We start from the raw sequence: 21594 nt of genomic DNA, 5'->3' as shown, positions 1-21594 counted from the left end.
CGGTGCCCGGAAAAGCTGCGCCCGGAGCACAGCGGCCCGGAGTGCTACGCGGTTTCCGGGTCCGGCAGGGCCTGGCTCGAAAGAGCCGGTCCGCACAGGGCCGCGGCTCCGGCCACAAGCCCGGGATCCTGCCAGTTGAGCCAGGTGATGCGGGGGTCCGCGCGGAACCAGGTGAGCTGGCGGCGCGCGAACTGCCGGGTCGCAACGATGGTCTCCTCGGCGGCCTGCCCGACGTCTGCTTCGCCGTCGACCACCCTGAGGAACTGGGCGTAACCCAGGGCCCTCGGTGCCGTCCTGCCCCGCCTGAGGCCGGCGGCGTCGAGCCGGCGGACTTCCTCCAAAAGGCCCTGATCCACCATGGCGTGGACACGGCGCGCGAGGCGGTCCCGGAGCAGTCCACGGTCCACTTCCAGCCCGATCTGCACGGCAGGCTGGAAGTACTCGCGGGTGGGCATAAACGAGCTGAAGGGGCGCCCGGTCAGTTCGAAAACCTCCAGCGCCCGGATGACCCGGCGGACGTCGCCGAGCCTGCCGGCGGAGACGGGATCGACCGCCTGCAGCCGCTCCCGCAGTGGCGCGGGCCCCGACGTTTCAAGCTCGGTTTCGAGGCGGCCGCGGATGTCCGGGTCCGTTCCCGGAAACTCCAGGATGTCCAGGGCGGCGCGGACGTAGAGGCCGGAGCCCCCGGCGAGGATGGCCCGTTTGCCCCGGCTGTGGATGTCTGCGATCAGGGCCCTGGCCTGCTGCTGGAAGTCCGAGACGCTCGCTTCCTCGGTCACGTCCAGGATGTCGAGGAGGTGGTGCGGCACTCCCCTGCGTTCCGCCATAGTGATCTTGGCGGTGCCGATGTCCATTCCGCGGTAGAACTGCATGGAGTCCGCGTTGATGACTTCGCCGTCGAGTTCGAGGGCCAGCGAGACGGCGAGTCCGGACTTGCCTGAACCGGTCGGGCCGACGACGGCGATGACGGGCGGATCGGCCCGCTCGACGGCAGCCGGAAACGACGGCGGGGTCTCCGGGCGGACGTCTGCGGACGCCGCCCTGCCCGGCACCCCAGCGGTCCCGGAGGCCCTGGCTTGCGGTCCTGCCATGGGCTAGCGGCCGCGGACCGGAAGCGCAGGCATGCCCAGGGAGACCCCTGTCTTGCCCGCGGCGGCGCCCGGTACCGGGGCCCCGCAGGAATCCGCCTGCGAACGGTCCCAGGCGTCCCCTGCGCGGGACCGCCGGAGGCTGTAGTCCTCCGCTGAGGCCGGGTCGGCGACGAGGTGGAACGCGGCAGCCTCAGTAATCGTGACTGTCACGAGGTCCCCCGGGCGGGGCACTTGGGCGCCCGCAGGAACGGAAAAATGGACCAGCCTCTGGTCGCGGGACCGGCCGGAAAGCCGGTGCGTCTCCTCCGCTTTGCGGCCTGGCTGGGCGGTGACCATGACTTCGACGCGGCGGCCCAGCTGGCGGCGGTTTTCCTCGGCAGCGATCCGGTCCTGCAGGGCGGTAAGGCGTTCGAAGCGCTCCTGCACCACGGCTTTGGGGAGCTGGTCGGGCAGTTCGGCGGCAGGTGTGCCGGGACGCTTGGAGTACTGGAAGGTGAAGGCTGTGGCGAAGCGGGATTTCTCCACCACGTCCAGGGTCGCCTGGAAGTCCTCCTCGGTCTCGCCGGGGAAGCCGACGATGATGTCGGTGGAGATCGCCGCGTGCGGGATCTTGTCCCGGACTTTTTCGAGGATGCCGAGGAACTTGGTGGAACGGTAGGACCGCTTCATGTCCTTGAGGACCTTGTCCGATCCGGACTGCAGGGGCATGTGCAGCTGCGGCATGACGTTGGGCGTCTCCGCCATGGCGTCGATGACGTCGTCCGTGAAGGCGGCGGGGTGGGGGCTGGTGAAGCGCACGCGCTCCAGGCCCGGGATGTTCCCGCAGGCCCGCAGCAGCTTGGAGAACGCCTGCCGGTCGCCGAATTCGACCCCGTAGGAGTTCACGTTCTGGCCCAGCAGTGTCACTTCGATGGCGCCGTCGTCGACGAGGGCCTGGATCTCGGCCAGGATGTCACCCGGGCGTCTGTCCTTCTCCTTGCCGCGCAGGGCGGGCACGATGCAGAAGGTGCAGGTGTTGTTGCAGCCGACCGAAATGGACACCCAGCCGGAATAGACCGAGTCGCGTTTTGTCGGCAGGGTGGAAGGGAAGACGTCCAGCGACTCGAGGATTTCCAGCTGCGCCTCGTTGTTGTGGCGTGCCCGGTCGAGCAGGGCCGGCAGGGCCCCGACGTTGTGGGTGCCGAAGACCGCGTCGACCCAGGGCGCCTTCTTCAGGATGGCCTCGCGGTCTTTCTGCGCCAGGCAGCCGCCGACGGCGATCTGCATCCCCGGGTTGGCGGCCTTCACCGGGGCCAGGATGCCAAGGTTGCCGTAGAGCTTGTTGTCGGCGTTCTCCCGCACGGCGCAGGTATTGAAGACCACGACGTCGGCGAGTTCGCCTGAGGCGGGGACATAGCCCGCGGCCTCGAGCATCCCGGCCATGCGTTCGGAATCATGCACGTTCATCTGGCAGCCGAAAGTGCGCACCTGGTAGGTGCGGGGCTGCTGCGCATCAGGGACCTGCACAGTGTCAGGCGCCGGAGCGCTGACAGCTGAAGGAGTGGTGCCTGCTTCTGGGGAGGGGATGGTCAAACTCACCTGTTAAGGGTACCGGGTTTGGGGGTAAGCGCTCTGCACTGCAACCGTGAGGGCTTGCTGCCCGGGCTGGTTCAGTCGTCCGGTTCCGCGCGTCCGGCGGCGGCAGCGAGCACCTCGCCCACGATCCGGAAAGCCTGCGAGGGCTGGTACCCCTTGCGTGCGAGCATCGACGCCAGCCGCCGCGTCGTCTTGTCCCGTTCGGCACGGTCATCGGTGCCGGTGAAGCCCCTGAGCTTGCGCTCTACCAGTTCGCGGGCAGCCGCCTCCTCGTCCTCGTCACTGAGCTGCTCCAAGGCCTCGGACGCGGTATCAGGATCGATGCCCTTGTCCGCCAGCTCACGCCGCAGGGCGCCCCTGGCTAGCTTCCGGGTCTGGGACCGGCTGCGTACCCACATGTCCGCGAATTCGGCGTCGTCGATGAGGTTCACCTCTTCGAAGCGGTCCAGCACGGCCTCGGCAACGTCGTCGGGGACGTTGCGCTCGGACAGCTTGCGCGAAAGCTGCAGCCGGCTCTTCGGGGACTGTGTCAGCTGGCGCAACACGATGGCCCGGGCCACCGCAGCAGGGTTGGCGTCGGGGTCCGGCCCCGCGCGCCCTGACCGGGAGCCCGCCCCGGCCGGCGCTATGTCGCCAGGGTCAGAGTCATCCGCGAACCCGGCGCCGTCAGGACCGGCGCCGGCGCCGGGGTTCCGCTGCCGGAAACCTCCCGCCTTCCGCGGCCTCCCGCGGGAGGCCGCGGCGTGGGACGGCGCGCCGCTAGAAGCCGTCAACGGCCTTCAGCTTCGGAGATGCCTCTTTTTCAGCCGGGGCCTTCACACCCACGCCGAGCTTTTCCTTGATGAGGCGCTCGAGTTCGGCAGCCAGCTCAGGGTTGTCGCGCAGGAAGCGGCGGGAATTCTCCATGCCCTGGCCCAGCTGGTCGCCGTCGTAGGTGAACCACGAACCGGACTTCTTGATCAGGCCGTGTTCGACACCCATGTCGATGATGCCGCCCTCGCGGGAAATGCCCTGGCCGTAGATGATGTCGAATTCGGCGATCTTGAAGGGCGGGGCCATCTTGTTCTTGACGATCTTGGCCTTGGTGCGGTTGCCGACGGAGTCCGCCCCCTCCTTGAGCGTCTGAATGCGCCGGACGTCGATGCGGATGGATGCATAGAACTTCAAGGCCTTACCACCGGTGGTGGTTTCCGGGGAGCCGAAGAAGACGCCGATCTTTTCGCGGAGCTGGTTGATGAAGATGGCGGTGGTCTTGGTCTGGCTCAGGCGGCCGGTGATCTTACGCAGGGCCTGGCTCATGAGGCGGGCCTGGAGGCCGACGTGGCTGTCGCCCATGTCGCCTTCGATTTCGGCGCGGGGAACAAGGGCGGCGACGGAGTCGATCACGATGACGTCGAGGGACCCCGAGCCGATCAGCATATCCATGATCTCCAGCGCCTGCTCACCGGTGTCCGGCTGAGAAACCAGCAGGGCATCGGTGTCGACACCGAGTTTGGCCGCGTATTCGGGATCGAGGGCGTGCTCAGCGTCGATGAAGGCGGCGATGCCGCCCAGCCGCTGGGCGTTGGCTACTGCGTGCAGGGCCACGGTGGTCTTACCGGAGGATTCCGGACCGTAGATTTCAACGACGCGGCCGCGGGGCAGGCCGCCAATTCCAAGGGCCACATCCAGCGCGATGGAGCCGGTCGGAATGACCTCGATGGGCGCACGGACTTCATCGCCCAGGCGCATGACCGAGCCCTTGCCGAACTGCTTGTCAATCTGGGCAAGCGCTGCTTCGAGCGCCTTTTCACGATCCGGGGCTGCGGCCATGGTTCACACCTCTAATGTTTACTCGCTGTGGAGCGGCCGTTGCGGCCGTTTATCTGTCATCACTGACGCTAATGGCACCCACCGACAAAGTTGCCGGCTGGCATCGCGCATGTGGAAAACGCTCTGAAAAAAGCATAGCCCTACCCGAACAGATATTCGAACAACAGGGCGGCGTGTCAGGTTTCATCGTCCGCCGGCTGCGGACTGCCTCGGGCTTCGGGCTGCCGCCGGTCAGCGGGGTTTGACGTCGCGGCCCAGTCGACGCTCGGGCGGGACATCCTGGACGTCGCACAGGGCAAGCCAGACCTGGCGCGGCGGCACGCCGGCGCCCAGCGCCTGGTCCGCCGTGCGTCCGCCCACCCCCGCCAGCACCAGCGAACTGCTGAGTACGCGGGAGTATCCGGCTCCGAACTCGTCGTCCATGAGCCGCCAAAAGTCACTGATTCGCACCGGTAAAGTCTCTCACGTGCCGGGACTCTAGAATGGTTGCCATGAGCAACTCAGCCGAGGACACCGGAATCTCCGGGAGTGCCGAGGACCCCGCAGAAGCAGCACTCACCGCCGTCGAGCACCAGATCAGCGTGCTCTGGCGCCGCGGCCGTTCCGTCTCCCACCAGCTCTCGCGGGAGGTCCATCCCGACATGGAACCTGCCGCGTACGGACTCCTGAGCGTGATCCGCCGCCAGGGGCCCATCCGGCTCACTGAGCTGGCCTCGTGCATCGGCGTCGGCAAGCCCTCCGTGAGCCGGCAGATCGCTTTTCTTGAAAACCTTGGCCTGGTGTCCAAGGAGGCCGATCCGCTCGACGGGCGTGCGCAGTCGATCCGCCTCACGCCCGAGGGCGAGGAAAAGATGCACCAGGTGCAGGACGCCCGGCGTGAGGTCTTCCGCGAACGGCTGGGGGAATGGCCGGTCGAGGAACTGCAGACCCTTGCCACGTACATCGCGAAGCTTAACGCGACATACGAGCGGGACGGCTTCCCCAGGGAAGAGTCCCGCTAGGCCGCAATTCCCCAGGGAAGCGTCCCGGAAGAAACGGGGCCGGCGACAGCGCCACAAACGAAAAGTGCCCCCGGCGTGTCGCCGGGGGCACTTTCATTGATGTAGCTGGTCCGGGTTAGCGTGCTCCGGAAAGGAGCCCCTTGGCCAACTCGTCATTCAGGTCGGAGTTGAGCTCACGGTCCAGGTCACGGCCGTAGCGCTGCGCGAACTCCTGCGGGACGGTGTCCGGAACTGCTACGCCCTCAGCGACGGCGACGCGGTCGCTGACTTCGCGGAGCATGCTCGAGAGCGGAACATCGAGGGCCGAGCAGATCGAGGAAAGCAGCTCCGAGGAGGCTTCTTTCTGGCCGCGTTCCACTTCGCTCAGGTAGCCCAGGGAAACGCGGGCACTGTGCGAGACTTCGCGGAGGGTACGGCCTTGGCGCTGGCGGACATCGCGGAGTACATCACCGATTTCGTGACGAAGTACAACCATCTTGCGCTCCTTCTGTTCGCTCTTTGCCTGATCGGCGAGGCCCACATCCTTCCAGCGGACAACGCCGTTCACGGATACGGGCTGCTTTACCATCTGTATCGCCTTGCTCCCTCGTACGTCGAGTCCGCCCTTAGCGGCGGACTATTAATGCTTTCATCCTAGGCGCCCCCATATTCGGAGGCGACACAATGTAACAACTATTCGGAATCAACTTTTGTTCCCGGCAACTTTACGCCGGGTAGCCTTTGGAAGATAGGGCTTCGAGCAGGCGCTCCAGGGCCGCGCCGCAGGCCAGGGCACGGATTTCCGGCCGGCTCCCCTCGAAGGCATACGCGTACGACGTCGCGCCCTCCGCCGTGGCGACGCCGACGAAGACCGTCCCGACGGGCTTGCCGTCGTGCGGCTCGGGGCCTGCTACCCCGGTGGTGGACACGCCGATGTCGGCGCCGCAGATCCGGCGTGCGCCCTCCGCCATGGCCGCCGCGACCTGTCCGTCCACGGATCCGACGGCGTCAAGGAGTTCGCGGGGCACGCCGAGGACGTCCGCCTTGACCGAGTTCGAATAGGACACCACGCCGCCTTGGAGCATTCCCGAGGCGCCGGGAGTGTCGGCCAGCACGGCCGCCACCATGCCGGCCGTGAGGGACTCGGCCGTGGCAGCGGTCAGCCCGCGCTCAAGGGCACCGGTTACAGCCTGCCCGGAAATGCGGTGAAGATTCGGATGGAGAGTCGGATGCAGATTGGTCATGGCTTGCCTTCCCCTACCTGTTGTTTCTGTGCCCGGATGCCGCTGGCCCGCAGCTTCAGCGCCTCAATGACGTATTCGCCGCCGGTCCAGACAGTAATGGCCAGCGCGGCCATCATGACCGCGAAGGCCAGGACGCCGAGCCACGGGGCAAGGGACCCCAGCGGGATGACATATAGGAAAATGGCGGCCGTCTGCACGACGGTCTTGAGTTTCCCGCCCCGCGACGCCGGGATCACGCCGTAGCGGATGACGAAGAAGCGCAGTGCGGTGATGCCCCATTCGCGGACCAGGATCAGGATGGTGACCCACCACGGGAGTTCATCCAGCACCGAGAGCATGACCAGGGCGGAACCGATGAGGAGCTTGTCCGCGATCGGGTCGGCGATCTTGCCGAAGTCGGTGACGAGTCCGCGGCTGCGGGCGATGTCGCCGTCGAGCTTGTCCGTGTAGATGGCAACCGCAAAAACTGCGGCAGCCAGCCAGCGCCAGAGCCCGTTCCCGGGGTGCAGCCCCGGGGCGTCGGCAATGAGGAACCAGACGAAGAAGGGCACCAGCACAATCCGCAGCATCGTCAGGATGTTCGGGAGGTTCCAGATCCGCGGTGCGGAACCGGCGCTGTCGGCTTCGGCGCTATTCACCCTCCTAGGCTACCGTCCGGTGAGGGACCAGGCGTCCTCGGAGCCGTTGTCGTCCTCGCCTGAGGCGCCGCCGGGGCCGTCCCCGCCGTCGAAGTACTCCACGTTCTGGCCGCGCCGGCCCAGGTCCGCGGCCACAAGGTCCTCGGCCACAAGGTCCTCGGCATAGCCGCCCTGGGCGATGTTCGCGTTGGCATTCTCACTCAGCGCTGCGGTCTGGGAATCGGCGACGGCGGGCGCCTCGAGGCCCTTCATGGCGGCCAGGACGGCGGCGAGGTCGTCAGGCTTGACCAGCACGTCGCGGGCCTTGGATCCCTCGGACGGGCCCACCACCCCCCGGGACTCGAGCAGGTCCATGAGGCGGCCGGCCTTCGCGAAACCGACGCGGAGCTTGCGCTGGAGCATCGACGTGGAGCCGAACTGGGTTGTCACCACAAGCTCGGTGGCCTGCAGCAGGACCTCGAGGTCGTCGCCGATGTCGTCGTCGATCTGCTTCTTCTGCGCCTCGGGGGCGACGTCGTCGCGGTAAACGGCCTTGAGCTGGCCCTTGACGTGCTCGACCACCTTGTGGATCTCGGACTCCGTGACCCACGCGCCCTGGACACGCATGGCCTTGGAGGCGCCCATTGGCAGGAACAGCGCGTCGCCCTGTCCGATGAGCTTTTCGGCGCCCGGCTGGTCCAGGACCACGCGGGAGTCCGTGACAGAGGAGGTCGCGAACGCCATGCGGGAGGGCACGTTGGCCTTGATGAGGCCGGTGACGACGTCGACGGAGGGACGCTGGGTCGCGAGGACCAGGTGGATGCCGGCCGCGCGGGCCAGCTGGGTGATACGGACGATGGAATCCTCGACGTCGCGCGGGGCCACCATCATGAGGTCGGCGAGTTCGTCCACTATCACGAGCAGGTACGGGTACGGCCGGATGACCCGCTTGGACCCCTCCGGCGGGTGGACCTTGCCGCCCCGCACCGCCTTGTTGAAGTCGTCAATGTGCTTGAAGCCGTAGTTGGCGAGGTCGTCGTAGCGGGCGTCCATTTCCCGGACCACCCACTGGAGCGCCTCGGCGGCCTTCTTCGGGTTGGTGATGATTGGCGTGATGAGGTGCGGGACGCCTTCGTAGGCCGTCAGTTCCACCCGTTTGGGGTCCACCATGACCATGCGGACCTCGTCCGGGGTGGCCCGCATCAGGATGGAGGTGATCATGGCATTCACGAAGGCCGACTTGCCGGCGCCCGTTGCCCCGGCCACCAGGAGGTGCGGCATCTTGGCCAGGTTGGCCACGACGTAGCCGCCCTCGACGTCCTTGCCGACGCCGATCACCATGGGGTGCTCCGTCCGCCGGGCGTTCTGGCTGCGCAGCACGTCCCCGAGGGACACCGTTTCGCGGTCCGTATTGGGGATCTCGATGCCGATTGCTGACCGTCCGGGGATGGGGCTCAGGATGCGTACATCCGAGCTGGCGACGGCATAGGAAATATTTTTCGACAGCGCCGTGACGCGTTCGACCTTGGTGCCGGGCGACAGCTCGATCTCGTAGCGGGTGACAGTCGGGCCACGGCTGAAGCCGGTAACCTGCGCTTCGACGTTGAACTGGTTGAGGGTCTCGGTCAGGGAGGCCACGATCGCGTCGTTCGCCTCGGTGCGCTCCTTGGGAATGGAACCTGGCGTCAGCACGTCCGAGGACGGCAGGGTGTAGGTGACGTCGCCGGCCAGCGAGAGCTGTTCGGTGCGTTGCGGAATCGGCGTGGGCAGCGGTGCCGGGGTGACGGGCTTCGAGGGCACCTGGGCGGCTGCCGCCACGGCGGCAGGGTTCAGGGAGCCGGCGGCCACCATGCCGGGGGTCACGAGCGGGATGGCCTCGGTGGCGTTCTCCCCCGCGGACGCCGCAACGGAACCTGCAGCTGATCCTGCAGCGCCGGCCGCCCCGAGGCCTTGCGCTGCCTTGATCTTTTCGACGGCGATCTCGGCCTGGGTGGGCCGGCGCACACCGGGGGCGACGGACTTGGCGCCCTTCGCGGGCGGGCCCTCTTCGTCGTCGTCGTCGATGACCGCATGCTCGAACGCTTCGTCGCCGACGTAGCCTTCGAGGCCGGCGTCGGCGACAGGATCCTTGCCGAAGAGGCGGCGGCGCTTCTTCTTCGGGGCCGGGGCATCGTTTTCGTACAGGTAGCTGCGGTCGTGGCGGTCGTCGTCGTCGGCGTCGTGGTCTTGAAGATCGATGCCCATAAGGTGCTCGTACACGTCACGCAACCGGCCCGGGATGGCACCGAACGGGGTCGCCGTGACGATCAGCAGGGACGTGAACGCGAGGAGGCTGTACAGGGCCACCGGGACCACGGGGTGGATGGCCGCGAGAGGCGCGGCGGCGAGGTAGCCGAGCATGCCGCCGGCGCGGCGCAGGCCGTCGAAACCGTCCGCCACGGTCGGCTGGCCCCCGATGATGTGGGCCAGGCCGGAGCCGGCGAAGGCCATGATGAGGAAGCCGATGCCGATCCGGTTGTTGCCCCGGCTGTCCGCAGGCTGGCGGAACAGCCGAAAGGCGCAGACAAACAACATGAGCGGCAGCAGCAGCGACATCCAGCCGAAGGTGCCGTTGACGATTCCGAACACGATGTCCGGGAACCATCCCTTGAACCCCCACCAGGCGAAGGTGGCAACGAACACTCCGAGCGCCAGGTTGAAGAGGGCGGCGCCGTCGCGGCGGTCCTCGGGCGCGAGGTCACTGACGTCGTGGCCGATCCGCCGGATTCCGGCGCCGACCACGTGGGCGATGCCCAGCCAGGCACCGGCCAGCACCCGCACCAGCCATGGCTGGCGGGCCTCAACGACGGCCAGCTGCCGGGTGCGGGCGGTGCCCGCAGTTCCCCGCGGGCGGCTCGTTTTGGATGCAGCAGTGCCGGAGCTCCGGCCTGGAGAGCTGCCTGATTTGCCGCTTGAGTTTCCTCTAGGCGCGGAAGAGGTGCGTGTCGCCATACCCGCCACGGTACCTGAAGCCGGGCCGGAAACCCCGAATTTCCGGGGCTCCGTGAACCATGTTGCATCCGTCGGCACACAAAGACGGCCCTCCCTGCCTGTCCGCAACCCGGGGGTTGCGGACAGGCCGGGAAGGCCGTCGCCGTGCGAAGCGAAGCGGTTACGCCTCCAGGACCACCGGGATGATCAGAGGCTTCCGGCGAAGCTTGCGGTTGACCCAGGTGCCGACGACGCGGCGGACAACCTGCTGCAGCTGGTGCGTGGTGTGGTCCGAGCGGTTGAGCACGGCTTCTTCCAGGGCGGCGTTGATCTTCGGGATGATCTCGTCGAACACGGAGTCGTCCTCCGCCACGCCGCGGGCGTGGATCTCGGGCCCGGAGACGACCTTGCCGGTGGCGCGGTGGATCACAGTGATGATGGAGATGAAGCCTTCATCGCCGAGCGTCTGCCGGTCCTTGAGGTCCGCTTCCGTGACTTCGCCGACGCTGGAGCCATCGACATAGACGAAGCCGACCTCGACCTGGCCGACGATGTCTGCCTGGTGGTCCCGGAGGTCAATGACGGTGCCGTTGTCCGCGAGGAGGATGCTTTCCTCGGGGACACCGGAGTCCAGGGCGATCTTGCCGTTGGCGATCAGGTGGCGGGTTTCACCGTGCACCGGCATCGCGTTGAGCGGCTCCAGGATGTTGTAGCAGTACAGCAGCTCGCCGGCGGCGGCGTGGCCGGAGACGTGCACCTTGGCGTTGCCCTTGTGGATGACGTCGGCGCCGAGCTTGAGCAGGCCGTTGATGATGCGGAACACGGCGTTCTCGTTGCCCGGGATCAGGCTCGAGGCGAGGATGACGGTGTCGCCCTGGCCGACGACGACGCGGTGGTCACCGTTGGCCATGCGGGACAGGGCTGCCATCGGCTCGCCCTGGGAACCGGTGGACATCAGCACCACGCGGTTGTCCGGGAGGTTGTCGATGTTCTTGATGTCGACCAGGATGCCCGGGGGCACGTCGAGGTAGCCGAGCTTTTCGGCGATGGCCATGTTCCGGACCATGGAGCGGCCGACGAAGGCCACCTTGCGGTTGTGGTTGGCGGCGGCGTCCAGGACCTGCTGGACGCGGTGCACGTGCGAGGAGAAGGAAGCGACGATCAGACGCTTGGAGGCCTGGCCGAAGAGCCGGTCCAGGGTGGGTCCGATTTCCTTCTCGGCGGTGGTGAAGCCCGGCACGTCGGCGTTGGTGGAGTCCGACATGAACAGGTCCACGCCTTCTTCCCCCAGCTTGGCGAAGTGGCGGAGGTCCGTGATCCGGCCGTCGAGCGGCAACTGGTCCATCTTGAAGTCGCCGGTGTGCAGGACGGTGCCGCCGGAGGTGCGGAGGAACACGGCCAGCGCGTCGGGGATCGAGTGGTTGACGGCCACGAACTCGCACTCGAACGGGCCGAACTTCTGCACCTGGCCCTCGGTGACGGTCTGGGTGACCGGCTTGATCCGGTGCTCCAGCAGCTTCGCCTCGATGAGGGCCAGCGTCAGCCGGGAGCCCACCAGGGGAATGTCGGCGCGCAAGCGCAACAGGTACGGGATGGCACCGATATGGTCCTCGTGGCCGTGGGTCAGGACGACGGCGACGATGTCCTGGAGGCGGTTCTTGATGTAGGAGAAATCGGGCAGGATCAGGTCGACGCCGGGCTGGGTCTCCTCGGGAAAGAGGACGCCGCAGTCGACGATGAGCAGCTTGCCGTCGATTTCGAAAACGGTCATGTTGCGGCCGATCTCCCCCAGTCCACCGAGCGGAACGATCCGCAGAGTGTCCTTGAGCAGTTTCGGCGGCGTAACAAGGCCGGGAAGGGCGGTTTGGGTCATAATGCACTACTTTCCAGGCGGTTGCCGGACTGGACTTTACTCGTCAGTTGGAACACCTGATCAGGAAAAGACCATTCCGGCTTCCGCCAAGTCCTCGCGGATGGTTTCGATCCCAGCTTCGTCCGGCTCCACGAGGGGCAAACGGACAACCGAGTTGGGCAGGATTCCCTGCCACTTAAGAACTTGCTTCGCAGCAACAGCACCCTGGATATGGGTCATCACTGCACGGACCACAGGGTCCAGTTCGAAATGTATGGTGCGGGCGGTGGCGAAGTCGCCCGCAAGTGCGGCGTCGATCATGGCGCGGAACCGCCGCGACGCGACGTGAGCGGAGACGCTGACCAGCCCGACGGCGCCGGCGGCCATCCATGGAAGGGTCAGCCCGTCGTCGCCGGAATAGACGTCGAGATCCGTGTTGGCCAGCACCCGGGTGACGGCGGCAAAGTCGGCCTTGGCGTCCTTGAGCGCAACAATGTTCGGGTGGTCCGCCAGCCGGATCATGGTTTCGGGCAGGATCGGCACGCAGGACCGGCCGGGGATGTCGTACACCATGACGGGCAGATCGGCGGCGTCGGCGATGGCTTCAATGTGGGCCTGGATGCCGGCCTGGCTCGGCTTGTTGTAGTACGGAGTCACGATCAGCTGGCCGTGGGCGCCGGCCTTGGCGGCACGCTTGGCCATCTCGATCGAGTGCGAGGTGTGGTTGGTGCCGGTACCGGCGATAACCTTCGCACGGTCACCGACAGCCTCGACGATGACGCGGAAAAGCTTCTCTTTTTCGTCGTCTTCCAGGGTGGAGGTTTCCCCCGTGGTGCCGGAAATAACGAGGGCGTCGTTGCCGTCGTCGACGAGCCTGGTGGCCAGTTCCGCGGACTGCTTGTAGTCGACTTCACCGTCGGTGGTGAAAGGCGTGACCATGGCGGTCACGAGGGTCCCGAACGTGTAAGAGCGAATATCAGAGTCAGCCATATGAAAAACGTTACCTTGTCTGCGGCAGGTTAGAGCAATGGCGGTGACGTGATGCACGTCAAACGCGGCCGCCCTGGTATCACTTTACGGGCGTCCGGCAGCGGTCCAACGCGCCGTGCTGCAGGGTCGCCGTCAGCACCTCGGTCGCGGTCGAGGCGGCCTGGCGGATGACGAGCCCGTCCGGGCCCCAGAAGCCGCTCAGCCCGCAGGACGGCCCCAGCGGGGTGGTGCCGCCCAGGTTTGCCAGCACGCCGAACATCCGGTTGTCCATGGCGCGGGTTCCGAGGTGCAGGGCCAGCCGCTGGTCTTCCCCGGCCGTGTAGAGGGCCGAGACGGCGTAGATGTCCGCGCCGGCTTCCGCGGCCGCGCCTGCATGGCCGGGGTGCGCCGCATCGACGCAGATGGCCAGGGCGATCTTCCAGCCGTCAAGGTCCAGGACAGCCGGAGCCGTGCCGGCCGTGAAGAGGTCTCGTTCCCGCCCGTGCAGCCTCGTTTTGAAGCTCGGTTCGATGTCGCCGGACGGGTGCACCGCGAGCGAGGCCAGGCGGGGCGTTCCGTCGTCTTCCCTGAACGCGGCACCGACGACAGCTGTGATGCCGCTACGGCGGCAAATTTCCCGGATGCCGTCCAGACGCGGATCGTCGTGGGCCACCCACTGGCCAGGAGCCGCCAGCACGTCCAGCCGATAGCCCATGAGTGAGAGTTCCGGGAAAATCACCAGACGGGCTCCGTGCGATTCAGCGTCTTCAATCAGGCGGACATGCTCGGGCACATTGGCGGTGAGGCCGCCGTCGAGCGCCTCGTATTGGATGGCGGAGAGCGTCAACGGGCTTATCACCCTGCCATCCTAAGCAGATGACGCAGAGGGGGAATCCTCGGCTGAGGGTGCCGAGCAGTAGCGGGCGACCGCGGCTTCCCGCAGGCCTTCGGCCCAGCCGGCGAGCCGCTGGGCCGCACGGACGTAGTGGAACACTTCGGTTGGCGTCAGCGCGTCGAGGTCGGTCTCGGCGAGCCGGCGCGCAAGTTCGGCCCCGGGCGGCTGCACCGCGAGCGCTGTCCCTTCCTTGTGCCACTGGACGTCTTCTGCCGGTCCGCCGGAAACCAGCTGACGGAAGAGGAAATCAACGACGCCCGGGCTCATGGCCTTGAGGACGCCGGGTCCGCCGGGGCCCGTCTGGCCATTCCCGGCAAGAGCCGGGTCCTTGAGGGTGCCCCGGACCGCGCTCCTGTCGGCACCCCTGTCGCCACCACTGGCAGCGTCCCTGGCAGCGTCCCTGGCAGCCGAGCCCCGGGCTGCGGGTTCTGATGTGTTGTCCATGGACTCATGGTATTCGAACATATATTCGAATACAAGGTGTGCCCTGGTGATGTGAAAATCACCAGGCGGCCGGCACCGGGGACGGCTGCCGCCCGTGCCGGTCATGAGACGATCGGACGATGACCCCGCGCGGAATGGCTACAGCTTCCCGGACCGCCACAGGCCAATCAGCCGGCGTGCGGCTGGCCGGTATCGACGCCGCCCGCGGGCTGGCGCTGCTGGCGATGATGGCAACCCATGTCCTGCCCACCTTCGCGTCGGATGCGCAGCTCACCCCCACATGGGTCGGGCTCACGTTTTCCGGCCGCGCCTCGGCTCTGTTCGCCGTGCTGGCCGGCGTCGGTTTGGCGTTGTCGACGGGAAAGCGGCGGCCATTGGAAGGTGCGGCCCTCTGGGCGGCCCGCCGCGGCGTTGCCTGCCGCGCCCTGGTGGTGGGCGCCGTCGGGCTCTGCCTGGGGGGACTGGAAGTCAACATCGCCATCATTTTGGTCCATTACGCGGTGCTGTTCCTCTGCATCCTGCCGTTCCTCGGACTCGGCATGAAGCAGGTGCTTGCACTCGCGGGCGCCTGGGTCCTCCTCGCCCCCGTCCTGGCCTACCTGCTGCGGCCCTGGCTCCTGTCCCCCACGCCTCCCCTGCAGCTGGGACACAATCCCGGCTGGGAGGATCTGTCCACTCCGGACCGGCTCCTGGGCGACCTCTTCCTGACCGGTTACTACCCGGTGTTCCAGTGGATCGCGTATCTGCTGGTCGGCCTCGCCCTCGGCCGGCTGGCATTGTCGAAGGCCGTCGTGGCGGTCCTGCTGCTGGCCGGAGGCACGGTCGTGGCAATACTCGCCAAGTGGCTGGGCGTTGTCATGATGGAGGACTGGGGCGGCCGGGCTGCGCTCCAGTCACAGCTGGCTGACCCCGGGTACCCGCTCGATAGCCTGTTGCAGGTCAATCTCGCGGGCATCCAGCAGTCCGGCTCCTTGTGGTGGCTGGCGACCAGTTCGCCGCACGCCGGCACGACGCTGGACCTCGTACACACGTCCGGGGTCGCCGCCGCCGTCATCGGGGCATGCCTCTTGCTGGGCCGCCTCGGCGAATGGGTCGAGCTCGATCTACTGCTCCCGCTGCGGGGCATCGGGGCCATGACCTTGAGCCTCTACACTGCCCATATTTGTGTCATGGCCGCCCTCCACGGGCAGCCGCTGCCGCCGGGCTGGACGGTGGAGGGCGTGTACTGGGCCCAGGCCGCCGTCATGCTGGCGGTCGGCGGGATCTTTGCGACGCTGGCCTGGCGCGGCCCGTTGGAGTGGGCGGCGCATGCCGCCAACCGGCTCGGCCGGTACCAGTCCGCCCGCCTCCGCTAAGCCACAGGCGAAGTCACGGTCGAAGACGCGTCAGGCGGTAGACGCCCCGGCGCGGAACAGCCGCACGGCGTCGCGCATGGAGGCCCGGGCCCGCTTGCGGTCGCCGGCGGCGTCGTAGGCGCAGCTGAGCCGGAACCAGGAACGCCAGTCCGCGGGGGCCGCTTCGGCCTCGGCACGGTACTTCTGGAATTCCAGGTCTGCGGCCTCGCGGATGACGCGCCCGGCCGGCGTGCGCGGCAGGGTGTCCTCGGGCAGGCCGCCTTCGGCTTCGAGGATTTTCGCGAGCCGCTCCGTGCGGGCACCGAACAGAAGCTCCCGGACCAGAGCCCAGGCCCCGATGGCCGGCAGGATGAGGTAGGCCACGCCGATGGCCTTGGCCACGAGGTTGGCGTCGGACATCAGGAGCACCGAGCGCTGGAATGACACCACCAGGTAGAAGACGAGCAGCAATGTGACCGCGCCGACCCAGATCTTGGTGCGGTTGGATTTCAGGGTGGTGAGCACATTTGCCACGGCGTTCAGAGTCCCAGGTCCAGGTAGCCGTCGAGGCCCACGGTGAGGCCCGGCTTGGCGCTGACGTTGCGGACGCCGAGCAGCACGCCGGGCATGAAGGAGGCGCGGTCGAAGGAGTCGTGCCGGAGGGTCAGCTGCTCCCCCGGGCCGCCCAGCAGGACCTCCTGGTGCGCGACGAGGCCGCGGAGCCGGACGCTGTGGACCCGGACGCCGTCGACGTCGCAGCCCCGCGCGCCGGCGCGCCCCGTGGTGGTGGCGTCCGGGCTGGCGGCCACCCCGGCAGCGGCACGCTCGGCCGCAATCAGCTGGGCCGTGCGCACAGCCGTCCCCGAGGGGGCGTCCACCTTGTCCGGGTGGTGCAGTTCGATGACTTCGACCGACTCAAAGTACTTGGAGGCCTTGGCCGCGAACGCGGTCGCCAGGACGGAGCCGAGGGCGAAGTTGGGGGCGATCAGGACACCGACGCCTGGCTGCGTGGCGAGGAGCGCCTTGAGCCCGGCCAGGCGGCCCGTGTCCCAGCCGGTGGTGCCGACGACGGCGTGCATGCCGTGCTCGACGGCGAAGCGGACGTTTGCTTCGGTGCTCTCGGGGACGGACAGGTCCACCACGACCCGGGCGCCGGCGTCGACGAGGGTGTCCAGGGGGTCGTTGCGGCCAAGTGCCGCGACGAGCTTCAGGTCGGGGGCGGCTTCCACGGCTTTGACGGCCTCGGCGCCCATGCGCCCGTGGGCGCCCAGGACGGCGACGGCGAGTTGTTCTGTCATGGCATCAACCCTACCGCCGGGGCCGTCGCGTTCCTGAACCGGCGGATTGGGTTACAGGCCCGACGGGCCGACAGGCTACCCGCCGGCGCCGACCCATTCGACGGTGCCGTCGGCGAAGAATTGTTCCTTCCAGACCGGAACCTGTTCCTTGATCCGGTCCACGAGCTCGGCGCACACCGCGAAGGCCTGCCCCCGGTGCGCGGCCGAGACAGCGCAGACCAGGGCCGGGTCGCCGATGTCCAGCATGCCGATCCGGTGGGCTGCCCAGATCCGCACCGGCTGGGCCGGGCCATTCGCCCCCACGGCCGAGTGCTCGGCGGCCAGCTGCGCTACGACGTCGGCCATCACCTGGTGCGCCGTCGGGTGCGCGCTGTAGCTGAGCCGCTCAACAGGCTTGCCGCCGTCGTGGTTCCGGACCACGCCGCTGAAACTCACCACGGCGCCGGCGGTGTCCGACTCGACCGCCGCGATGGCCTGGTCCACGGAGATGGGCTCGGCGCTGAGGACGGCGTGCACGACTTCGAATCCTGATTTAGTGCCCATGGCTGCCTTCCAGCTGGTCGCAGAGGTGTCCGAGGATGGGATCCAGCACGCCCAGGCCGTCCATGACGCCCTGGGGGGACCCCGGAAGATTGATGATGAACGTTTGTCCGGCGGCGCCGGCGTGGCCCCGGCTGAGCATGGCCATCGGCGTCTTGGCCGTGCCGGCGCGCCGGAGGCCCTCCATGATGCCCGGAATTTCGCGGTCCAGAAGGGGAAGGGTCTGTTCCGGCGTGGCGTCGGTGGGGCTGAGGCCCGTGCCGCCGCTCGTGATGATGACGGCGGGCTGCTGGGTCAGGAGCGCCCGGATGGCGGCGCCGACGCTCTCGCCGTCGGGAACCACCAGCGCGGGAAACGGTTCGAAGCCGTGTTCGGTGAGCCAGTCGATGATGACGGGGCCGGTGAGGTCGTCATAGACGCCGGAAGCCGCCCTGGTGGAGGCGATCACGACGCCGGCCTTCCGGCCGGTGGCGTCGCCGTGGCGGTGGGGTTCGGGCATGCTCACAGTGTCCAGTCCCCGCTCTTGCCGCCGCTTTTGGCCAGCACCTTGATGTCGGTCAGGACCGCGTGCTTGTCCACGGCCTTGATCATGTCGTACACGCTCAGCGCCGCAACGGACGCCGCGGTGAGTGCTTCCATTTCGACCCCGGTGACGCCGCGGGTCTTGACGGTGGCGAAGACGGTGACCGATTCGGCGTCGAGCTCGAAGTCGACCGTGACCTTCGTGATCGGCAGGGGGTGGCACAACGGGATGAGGTCGGGGGTCTTCTTGGCGGCCATGATGCCGGCCACGCGGGCGACGGCCAGGGCATCGCCTTTGGGCAGGTCTCCCGAGCCAAGGAGGGCCAGGACCTCGCGGGTGCTGCGGACGGTCGCGGTGGCCGTCGCCTCCCGGGTCGTTTCCGCCTTGTTGGACACATCCACCATCTGGGCCGAACCATCCTGGCGCAAATGGGTCAGGACTGGCGGGGCCGTTGCCGCGGTTGCTGTCTCGGCGTTCTCTGCTTCGTTCACAGTATCCATACTTCCACTTCGGCGCCCGCGGCGAGCGCCGCTGTTCCGTCAGGCACGTGGACCAGGGCGTTGGAGCGCGCCAGCGCATGGACCAGATGGGAGCCTGCGCCGCCTTCGAGCCGTACCGTCCCCTCGGACGTCAAGGTGCCGCGCCGGACCTGGTGCTTGGCTTGCGGAGACGTCAGCGGCCCGTCCAGCCGGGCCCGCACCACGGTCCGCGGCGCCGGCGACCCGAACAGCTCCGAAAGCACCGGGCGCAGGAACATCTCGAAGGAAACGAGGCAGCTCACCGGGTTACCGGGAAACCCGAGGACCGGAACGCCGTCGAACCTGCCGATTCCCTGCGGGCCGCCGGGCTGCATTGCGACGGCCCCGAAGTCGACGTCATGTCCGGCCATGGCCTGCCGGACGACCTCGTAGGCGCCCTTGCTGACACCGCCGGTGGTGACGATGAGGTCCACGGCCGGGGCATGCCTGCGCAGCAAGGCTGCAAGCTCCTCGGGCCGGTCGGTGGAGATGCCGGTCCTTGTCACCTGCAGTCCGGCCTGGCGCATCGATGACTCGAGCAGTGTGCCGTTGGAATCGTAGATCTTGCCGGTGCCCAGCGGGCTGCCCGGTTCGACGACCTCGTCGCCGGTCGTGACCAGCAGGATCCGGAGGGCGGCATGGACGGGAACCTCGGTGAACCCCAGGGCGGCCAGCAGGCCCAATTGCCCCGGGCCCAGGAACGTTCCGGCGGCGAGCGCCAGCTCCCCCGCGCGGATGTCACTTCCGGCGTCGCGGACAAAACTTCCCGCCGCGGCGGCAGGCAGCCTGACGCTGGCCGGTTCACCCGGCTCGGGGAAGGCGTCGGGGACTGCTTGCTCAATGGGCACGACGGCGTCGGCTCCCGGCGGCATCATCGCACCGGTCATGATGGGTGCGGCGGTGCCGGGTTCGAGGTCCGGCGGTGCGGCACCGGCGGGGACGGGCGCGACGACGCTGAGCTCCGTGCCGCCGTCGGGCACGTCCGCGCTGCGGATCGCGAAGCCGTCCATCTGGGAGTTCGCGAACGGGGGCAGGTCCAACGCGGCCAGGATGTCGGCCGCGAGCCCGCGGCCCAGGGCATCCAGGAGCGGGAGCCGCTCGATCCGCTCCGGGGTGCGGAGCGGGGCCAGGAGGGCAAGGACCTTCCCGCGGTGGGCTTCGACGGTGACGTGCCGTGTCGGGGTGCGGTGCATGAGGCGGTGACCTTTGGCTCGGCTGGCTACTTCACGTCAACTGTAACCGTGTGAAAGCCGGTGGCTCCGCTGGGTGCCACCGGGGCGCGGTCTTCCACTTGCGGGACGCCGTCGAGGTTCGTGGAGCGGACCTGGATTTCATATTTTCCCGGGGTCAGCGGCAGTGCCAGCTTCCACTGATACCAGGTGTCCTTCGAGATGCCGGGCGCCAGCTCGGCGTCCTGCCAGGCGCCGCGGTTGACCCGCAGTTCCACCTTCCCGATGCCCGTGTGCTGGGACCAGGCGACGCCGCCGAACGCCACCGTCCCGGCCGTCACGCTGCGGCCGGCCCTGGGCACGTCGATTCGGGAGGACGTCTTGACGGGTCCGCGTTCGGACCAGCCCCTTGGTGTCCAGTAGCCGGCGTCATGGGCGAAGCGCGTCACCTTCAGCTCCGTCACCCACTTGGTCGCCGAGACATAGCCGTAGAGTCCGGGCACGATCAGCCGGACGGGAAACCCGTGCTCGAGTGGCAGCGGCTCGCCGTTCATGCCCACCACCAGCAGGGCGTCGCGGCTGTCCGTGAGGGCCTCCAGCGGAGTGCCCGCTGTGAAGCCGTCCGTGCTGCGGGACAGGACCATGTCCGCCCCGGGCGTTGGACCAGCCATGGCCAGGAGTTCCCGGACCGGCCAGCCGAGCCAGCGGGCGTTGCCGATCAGGTCCCCGCCCACCTCGTTGGAGACGCAGGCGATGGTCACATGCCGTTCCGTCATCGGTTTGGCGAGCAGGGCGGCGAAGTCGAGCTCCACTTCCCGTTCCACAAGGCCCGTCACTTTGAGCGTCCACTGATCCGGATCCACCAGCGGCACGCGCAGCGCGGTGTCGATCCGGTAGAAGTCCTTGTTGGGGGTGACGAGCGGGCCAAGGCCGTCCAGTCGGATCTCGGCCCCCGCCGGGACCGGCGGTGCGGGCGAGGCCGCCGCGGGGAGCGCCAGTTTGCTGCGCACCTCACTGACGACGGCGGCTGCCCCCCTGAGCGTTGAGGCGAACACACCGGCGACGGCCGCGGCCGCCGCCGTTCCGCCGAGCGCCTGCAAAAAGCGGCGCCGGCCGGGTTCGGACGGGGCTTGGGGCTCCGCCGGTTGGGGGTGGACCGTCACGAGCTGCCACTCCCCCAGCCGCCGTATCAACCAGCGCAACAGCGTCATGCCCACAAGCGCGACAAGCACGGGGACGGGGATGGCATTGGCAGTCAGCTCGGCCCGGGTCAGCACGGCCACGAGGCCCACAGCGCCGAACACGGCAATGACCCCCACTCCTGCGAAGCGGCGGCGGACTTCGAGGACTCCGGACAGGGCCGCCAGCGCGGCGATGACCAGCGCCATGCCGCCCAGCAGCGCCAGCTTGTCCGCCGTGCCGAAAACCGAGATCACCCATTCCTTGACGCCGGGCGGGACTGCGTCGATCACGGCGCCCCCGACGGCAGTGACGGGCGATACGGCCGGGCTGACCAGTCCCGCGGCGAGTTCACCCAGCACCACCGCGGCGCCGACAGCGACGAGTCCTGCAGCTGCGGCCCACCAGGTCGCGCCCCGTTTGTCGCTGGCGGCCTTTACCGGTGGAATCTGGGTTGTGTTCACGCTTCCAGCATAGGTTCGGGACCGGGTTCCGGCACGGCTCCCTGGGCCGGGCCGGATCGGGAGCGGGCCGGGGGATGCCGGGGGAACAGGCCACGTGGCCGTTTCCCGCGGACCGGCGGG

22 protein-coding genes are annotated in these 21594 nt (G+C 68.1%); 2 read left to right on the top strand and 20 right to left on the bottom strand.

Annotated features, from left to right (window positions below; genetic code table 11):
* Positions 1-44: 44 nt before the first annotated feature.
* The 5 genes from miaA to AC1DCZ_RS09420 form a co-directional block, all read right to left on the bottom strand.
* Positions 45-1091, bottom strand: coding sequence for a tRNA (adenosine(37)-N6)-dimethylallyltransferase MiaA (miaA, locus tag AC1DCZ_RS09440; RefSeq protein WP_476974351.1), 1047 nt, complete (start codon positions 1089-1091; stop codon positions 45-47).
* Positions 1092-1094: 3 nt separating this feature from the next.
* Positions 1095-2669: a tRNA (N6-isopentenyl adenosine(37)-C2)-methylthiotransferase MiaB gene (gene miaB / locus AC1DCZ_RS09435; RefSeq protein ID WP_476974350.1), complete on the bottom strand. Its 1575-nt coding sequence runs from the start codon at positions 2667-2669 to the stop codon at positions 1095-1097.
* A gap of 71 nt (positions 2670-2740) precedes the next feature.
* Positions 2741-3226 (bottom strand): regulatory protein RecX, encoded by a 486-nt coding sequence (locus AC1DCZ_RS09430; RefSeq protein ID WP_476974396.1) that lies wholly within the window; start codon positions 3224-3226, stop codon positions 2741-2743.
* Between the two features lie 199 nt (positions 3227-3425).
* Complete coding sequence (gene recA, locus AC1DCZ_RS09425) at positions 3426-4478, bottom strand: recombinase RecA (protein ID WP_476895022.1); 1053 nt, start codon at positions 4476-4478, stop codon at positions 3426-3428.
* 231 nt (positions 4479-4709) lie between these two features.
* Entirely contained in the window at positions 4710-4928 is a 219-nt protein-coding gene (locus AC1DCZ_RS09420; RefSeq protein ID WP_476895023.1) for a DUF3046 domain-containing protein, read from the bottom strand.
* A 41-nt stretch (positions 4929-4969) separates the two neighbouring features.
* Between AC1DCZ_RS09420 and AC1DCZ_RS09415 the strand changes: the two genes are divergently transcribed.
* A complete protein-coding gene (locus AC1DCZ_RS09415; protein WP_476974349.1) occupies positions 4970-5479 on the top strand; it encodes a MarR family winged helix-turn-helix transcriptional regulator in 510 nt (169 codons plus the stop codon).
* A 115-nt stretch (positions 5480-5594) separates the two neighbouring features.
* Here AC1DCZ_RS09415 and AC1DCZ_RS09410 read toward each other — a convergent pair whose 3' ends face one another.
* From AC1DCZ_RS09410 to AC1DCZ_RS09375, 8 genes are all read right to left on the bottom strand, one after another.
* The gene (locus tag AC1DCZ_RS09410; protein WP_066434909.1) at positions 5595-6047 is read right to left on the bottom strand and encodes a helix-turn-helix domain-containing protein; all 453 of its coding nucleotides are present in this window, start codon (positions 6045-6047) and stop codon (positions 5595-5597) included.
* A 136-nt stretch (positions 6048-6183) separates the two neighbouring features.
* Positions 6184-6702, bottom strand: coding sequence for a CinA family protein (locus tag AC1DCZ_RS09405; RefSeq protein ID WP_476895025.1), 519 nt, complete (start codon positions 6700-6702; stop codon positions 6184-6186).
* A complete protein-coding gene (pgsA, locus tag AC1DCZ_RS09400; protein ID WP_476895026.1) occupies positions 6699-7340 on the bottom strand; it encodes a CDP-diacylglycerol--glycerol-3-phosphate 3-phosphatidyltransferase in 642 nt (213 codons plus the stop codon). The genes AC1DCZ_RS09405 and pgsA overlap by 4 nt, the downstream gene beginning before the upstream one ends.
* A 9-nt stretch (positions 7341-7349) precedes the next feature.
* A complete protein-coding gene (locus AC1DCZ_RS09395; protein ID WP_476974348.1) occupies positions 7350-10310 on the bottom strand; it encodes an FtsK/SpoIIIE family DNA translocase in 2961 nt (986 codons plus the stop codon).
* A 160-nt stretch (positions 10311-10470) separates the two neighbouring features.
* On the bottom strand, positions 10471-12162 hold the full coding sequence (locus AC1DCZ_RS09390; protein ID WP_476974347.1) for a ribonuclease J: 1692 nt from the start codon (positions 12160-12162) through the stop codon (positions 10471-10473).
* 60 nt (positions 12163-12222) lie between these two features.
* Complete coding sequence (dapA, locus tag AC1DCZ_RS09385) at positions 12223-13131, bottom strand: 4-hydroxy-tetrahydrodipicolinate synthase (protein WP_476895029.1); 909 nt, start codon at positions 13129-13131, stop codon at positions 12223-12225.
* Positions 13132-13210: 79 nt separating this feature from the next.
* Positions 13211-13969, bottom strand: coding sequence for a carbon-nitrogen hydrolase family protein (locus AC1DCZ_RS09380; protein ID WP_476974346.1), 759 nt, complete (start codon positions 13967-13969; stop codon positions 13211-13213).
* A gap of 9 nt (positions 13970-13978) precedes the next feature.
* Positions 13979-14449 carry a hypothetical protein gene (locus AC1DCZ_RS09375; RefSeq protein ID WP_476974345.1) on the bottom strand — a complete coding sequence of 157 codons (471 nt, stop codon included), beginning with the start codon at positions 14447-14449 and terminating at the stop codon, positions 13979-13981.
* A 119-nt stretch (positions 14450-14568) separates the two neighbouring features.
* Between AC1DCZ_RS09375 and AC1DCZ_RS09370 the strand changes: the two genes are divergently transcribed.
* Entirely contained in the window at positions 14569-15804 is a 1236-nt protein-coding gene (locus tag AC1DCZ_RS09370) for a heparan-alpha-glucosaminide N-acetyltransferase domain-containing protein (protein WP_476974344.1), read from the top strand.
* A gap of 30 nt (positions 15805-15834) precedes the next feature.
* On the opposite strand, the gene AC1DCZ_RS09365 is transcribed toward AC1DCZ_RS09370, so the two are convergent.
* The 7 genes from AC1DCZ_RS09365 to AC1DCZ_RS09335 all read right to left on the bottom strand — a co-directional run bounded on the left by AC1DCZ_RS09365 (position 15835) and on the right by AC1DCZ_RS09335 (position 21474).
* A complete protein-coding gene (locus tag AC1DCZ_RS09365; RefSeq protein ID WP_476974343.1) occupies positions 15835-16317 on the bottom strand; it encodes a hypothetical protein in 483 nt (160 codons plus the stop codon).
* Between the two features lie 5 nt (positions 16318-16322).
* Positions 16323-17081, bottom strand: coding sequence for a 4-hydroxy-tetrahydrodipicolinate reductase (dapB, locus tag AC1DCZ_RS09360; protein WP_476974342.1), 759 nt, complete (start codon positions 17079-17081; stop codon positions 16323-16325).
* A 75-nt stretch (positions 17082-17156) separates the two neighbouring features.
* Positions 17157-17624, bottom strand: a complete 468-nt coding sequence (locus AC1DCZ_RS09355) for a molybdenum cofactor biosynthesis protein MoaE (RefSeq protein WP_476974341.1) — start codon at positions 17622-17624, stop codon at positions 17157-17159.
* Positions 17614-18120 (bottom strand): MogA/MoaB family molybdenum cofactor biosynthesis protein, encoded by a 507-nt coding sequence (locus AC1DCZ_RS09350; RefSeq protein WP_476974340.1) that lies wholly within the window; start codon positions 18118-18120, stop codon positions 17614-17616. Before AC1DCZ_RS09350 ends, AC1DCZ_RS09355 begins: the two co-directional genes overlap by 11 nt.
* 2 nt (positions 18121-18122) lie before the next feature.
* Positions 18123-18644 carry a cyclic pyranopterin monophosphate synthase MoaC gene (moaC, locus tag AC1DCZ_RS09345; RefSeq protein ID WP_476974339.1) on the bottom strand — a complete coding sequence of 174 codons (522 nt, stop codon included), beginning with the start codon at positions 18642-18644 and terminating at the stop codon, positions 18123-18125.
* Positions 18632-19855, bottom strand: a complete 1224-nt coding sequence (locus tag AC1DCZ_RS09340; protein WP_476974338.1) for a molybdopterin molybdotransferase MoeA — start codon at positions 19853-19855, stop codon at positions 18632-18634. The genes moaC and AC1DCZ_RS09340 overlap by 13 nt, the downstream gene beginning before the upstream one ends.
* Before the next feature lie 26 nt (positions 19856-19881).
* On the bottom strand, positions 19882-21474 hold the full coding sequence (locus AC1DCZ_RS09335; RefSeq protein ID WP_476974337.1) for a molybdopterin-dependent oxidoreductase: 1593 nt from the start codon (positions 21472-21474) through the stop codon (positions 19882-19884).
* Positions 21475-21594: the final 120 nt, after the last annotated feature.

The organism is Arthrobacter sp. 10N418 (assembly GCF_056394725.1).
Note: the sequence above shows the minus strand (reverse complement) of the source record. Positions and strands in the feature narration are given on the sequence as shown.

Bases quoted from the DNA above. Each gene is read 5' to 3' on its own strand.
- miaA (WP_476974351.1), bottom strand. From the start codon at position 1,091: ATGGCAGGACCGCAAGCCAGGGCCTCCGGGACCGCTGGGGTGCCGGGC.
- recA (WP_476895022.1), bottom strand. From the start codon at position 4,478: ATGGCCGCAGCCCCGGATCGTGAAAAGGCGCTCGAAGCAGCGCTTGCC.
- AC1DCZ_RS09415 (WP_476974349.1), top strand. From the start codon at position 4,970: ATGAGCAACTCAGCCGAGGACACCGGAATCTCCGGGAGTGCCGAGGAC.
- AC1DCZ_RS09410 (WP_066434909.1), bottom strand. From the start codon at position 6,047: ATGGTAAAGCAGCCCGTATCCGTGAACGGCGTTGTCCGCTGGAAGGAT.
- AC1DCZ_RS09405 (WP_476895025.1), bottom strand. From the start codon at position 6,702: ATGACCAATCTGCATCCGACTCTCCATCCGAATCTTCACCGCATTTCC.
- AC1DCZ_RS09395 (WP_476974348.1), bottom strand. From the start codon at position 10,310: ATGGCGACACGCACCTCTTCCGCGCCTAGAGGAAACTCAAGCGGCAAA.
- AC1DCZ_RS09390 (WP_476974347.1), bottom strand. From the start codon at position 12,162: ATGACCCAAACCGCCCTTCCCGGCCTTGTTACGCCGCCGAAACTGCTC.
- dapA (WP_476895029.1), bottom strand. From the start codon at position 13,131: ATGGCTGACTCTGATATTCGCTCTTACACGTTCGGGACCCTCGTGACC.
- AC1DCZ_RS09375 (WP_476974345.1), bottom strand. From the start codon at position 14,449: ATGGACAACACATCAGAACCCGCAGCCCGGGGCTCGGCTGCCAGGGAC.
- AC1DCZ_RS09370 (WP_476974344.1), top strand. From the start codon at position 14,569: ATGACCCCGCGCGGAATGGCTACAGCTTCCCGGACCGCCACAGGCCAA.
- dapB (WP_476974342.1), bottom strand. From the start codon at position 17,081: ATGACAGAACAACTCGCCGTCGCCGTCCTGGGCGCCCACGGGCGCATG.
- AC1DCZ_RS09355 (WP_476974341.1), bottom strand. From the start codon at position 17,624: ATGGGCACTAAATCAGGATTCGAAGTCGTGCACGCCGTCCTCAGCGCC.
- AC1DCZ_RS09350 (WP_476974340.1), bottom strand. From the start codon at position 18,120: ATGCCCGAACCCCACCGCCACGGCGACGCCACCGGCCGGAAGGCCGGC.
- moaC (WP_476974339.1), bottom strand. From the start codon at position 18,644: ATGGATACTGTGAACGAAGCAGAGAACGCCGAGACAGCAACCGCGGCA.
- AC1DCZ_RS09340 (WP_476974338.1), bottom strand. From the start codon at position 19,855: ATGCACCGCACCCCGACACGGCACGTCACCGTCGAAGCCCACCGCGGG.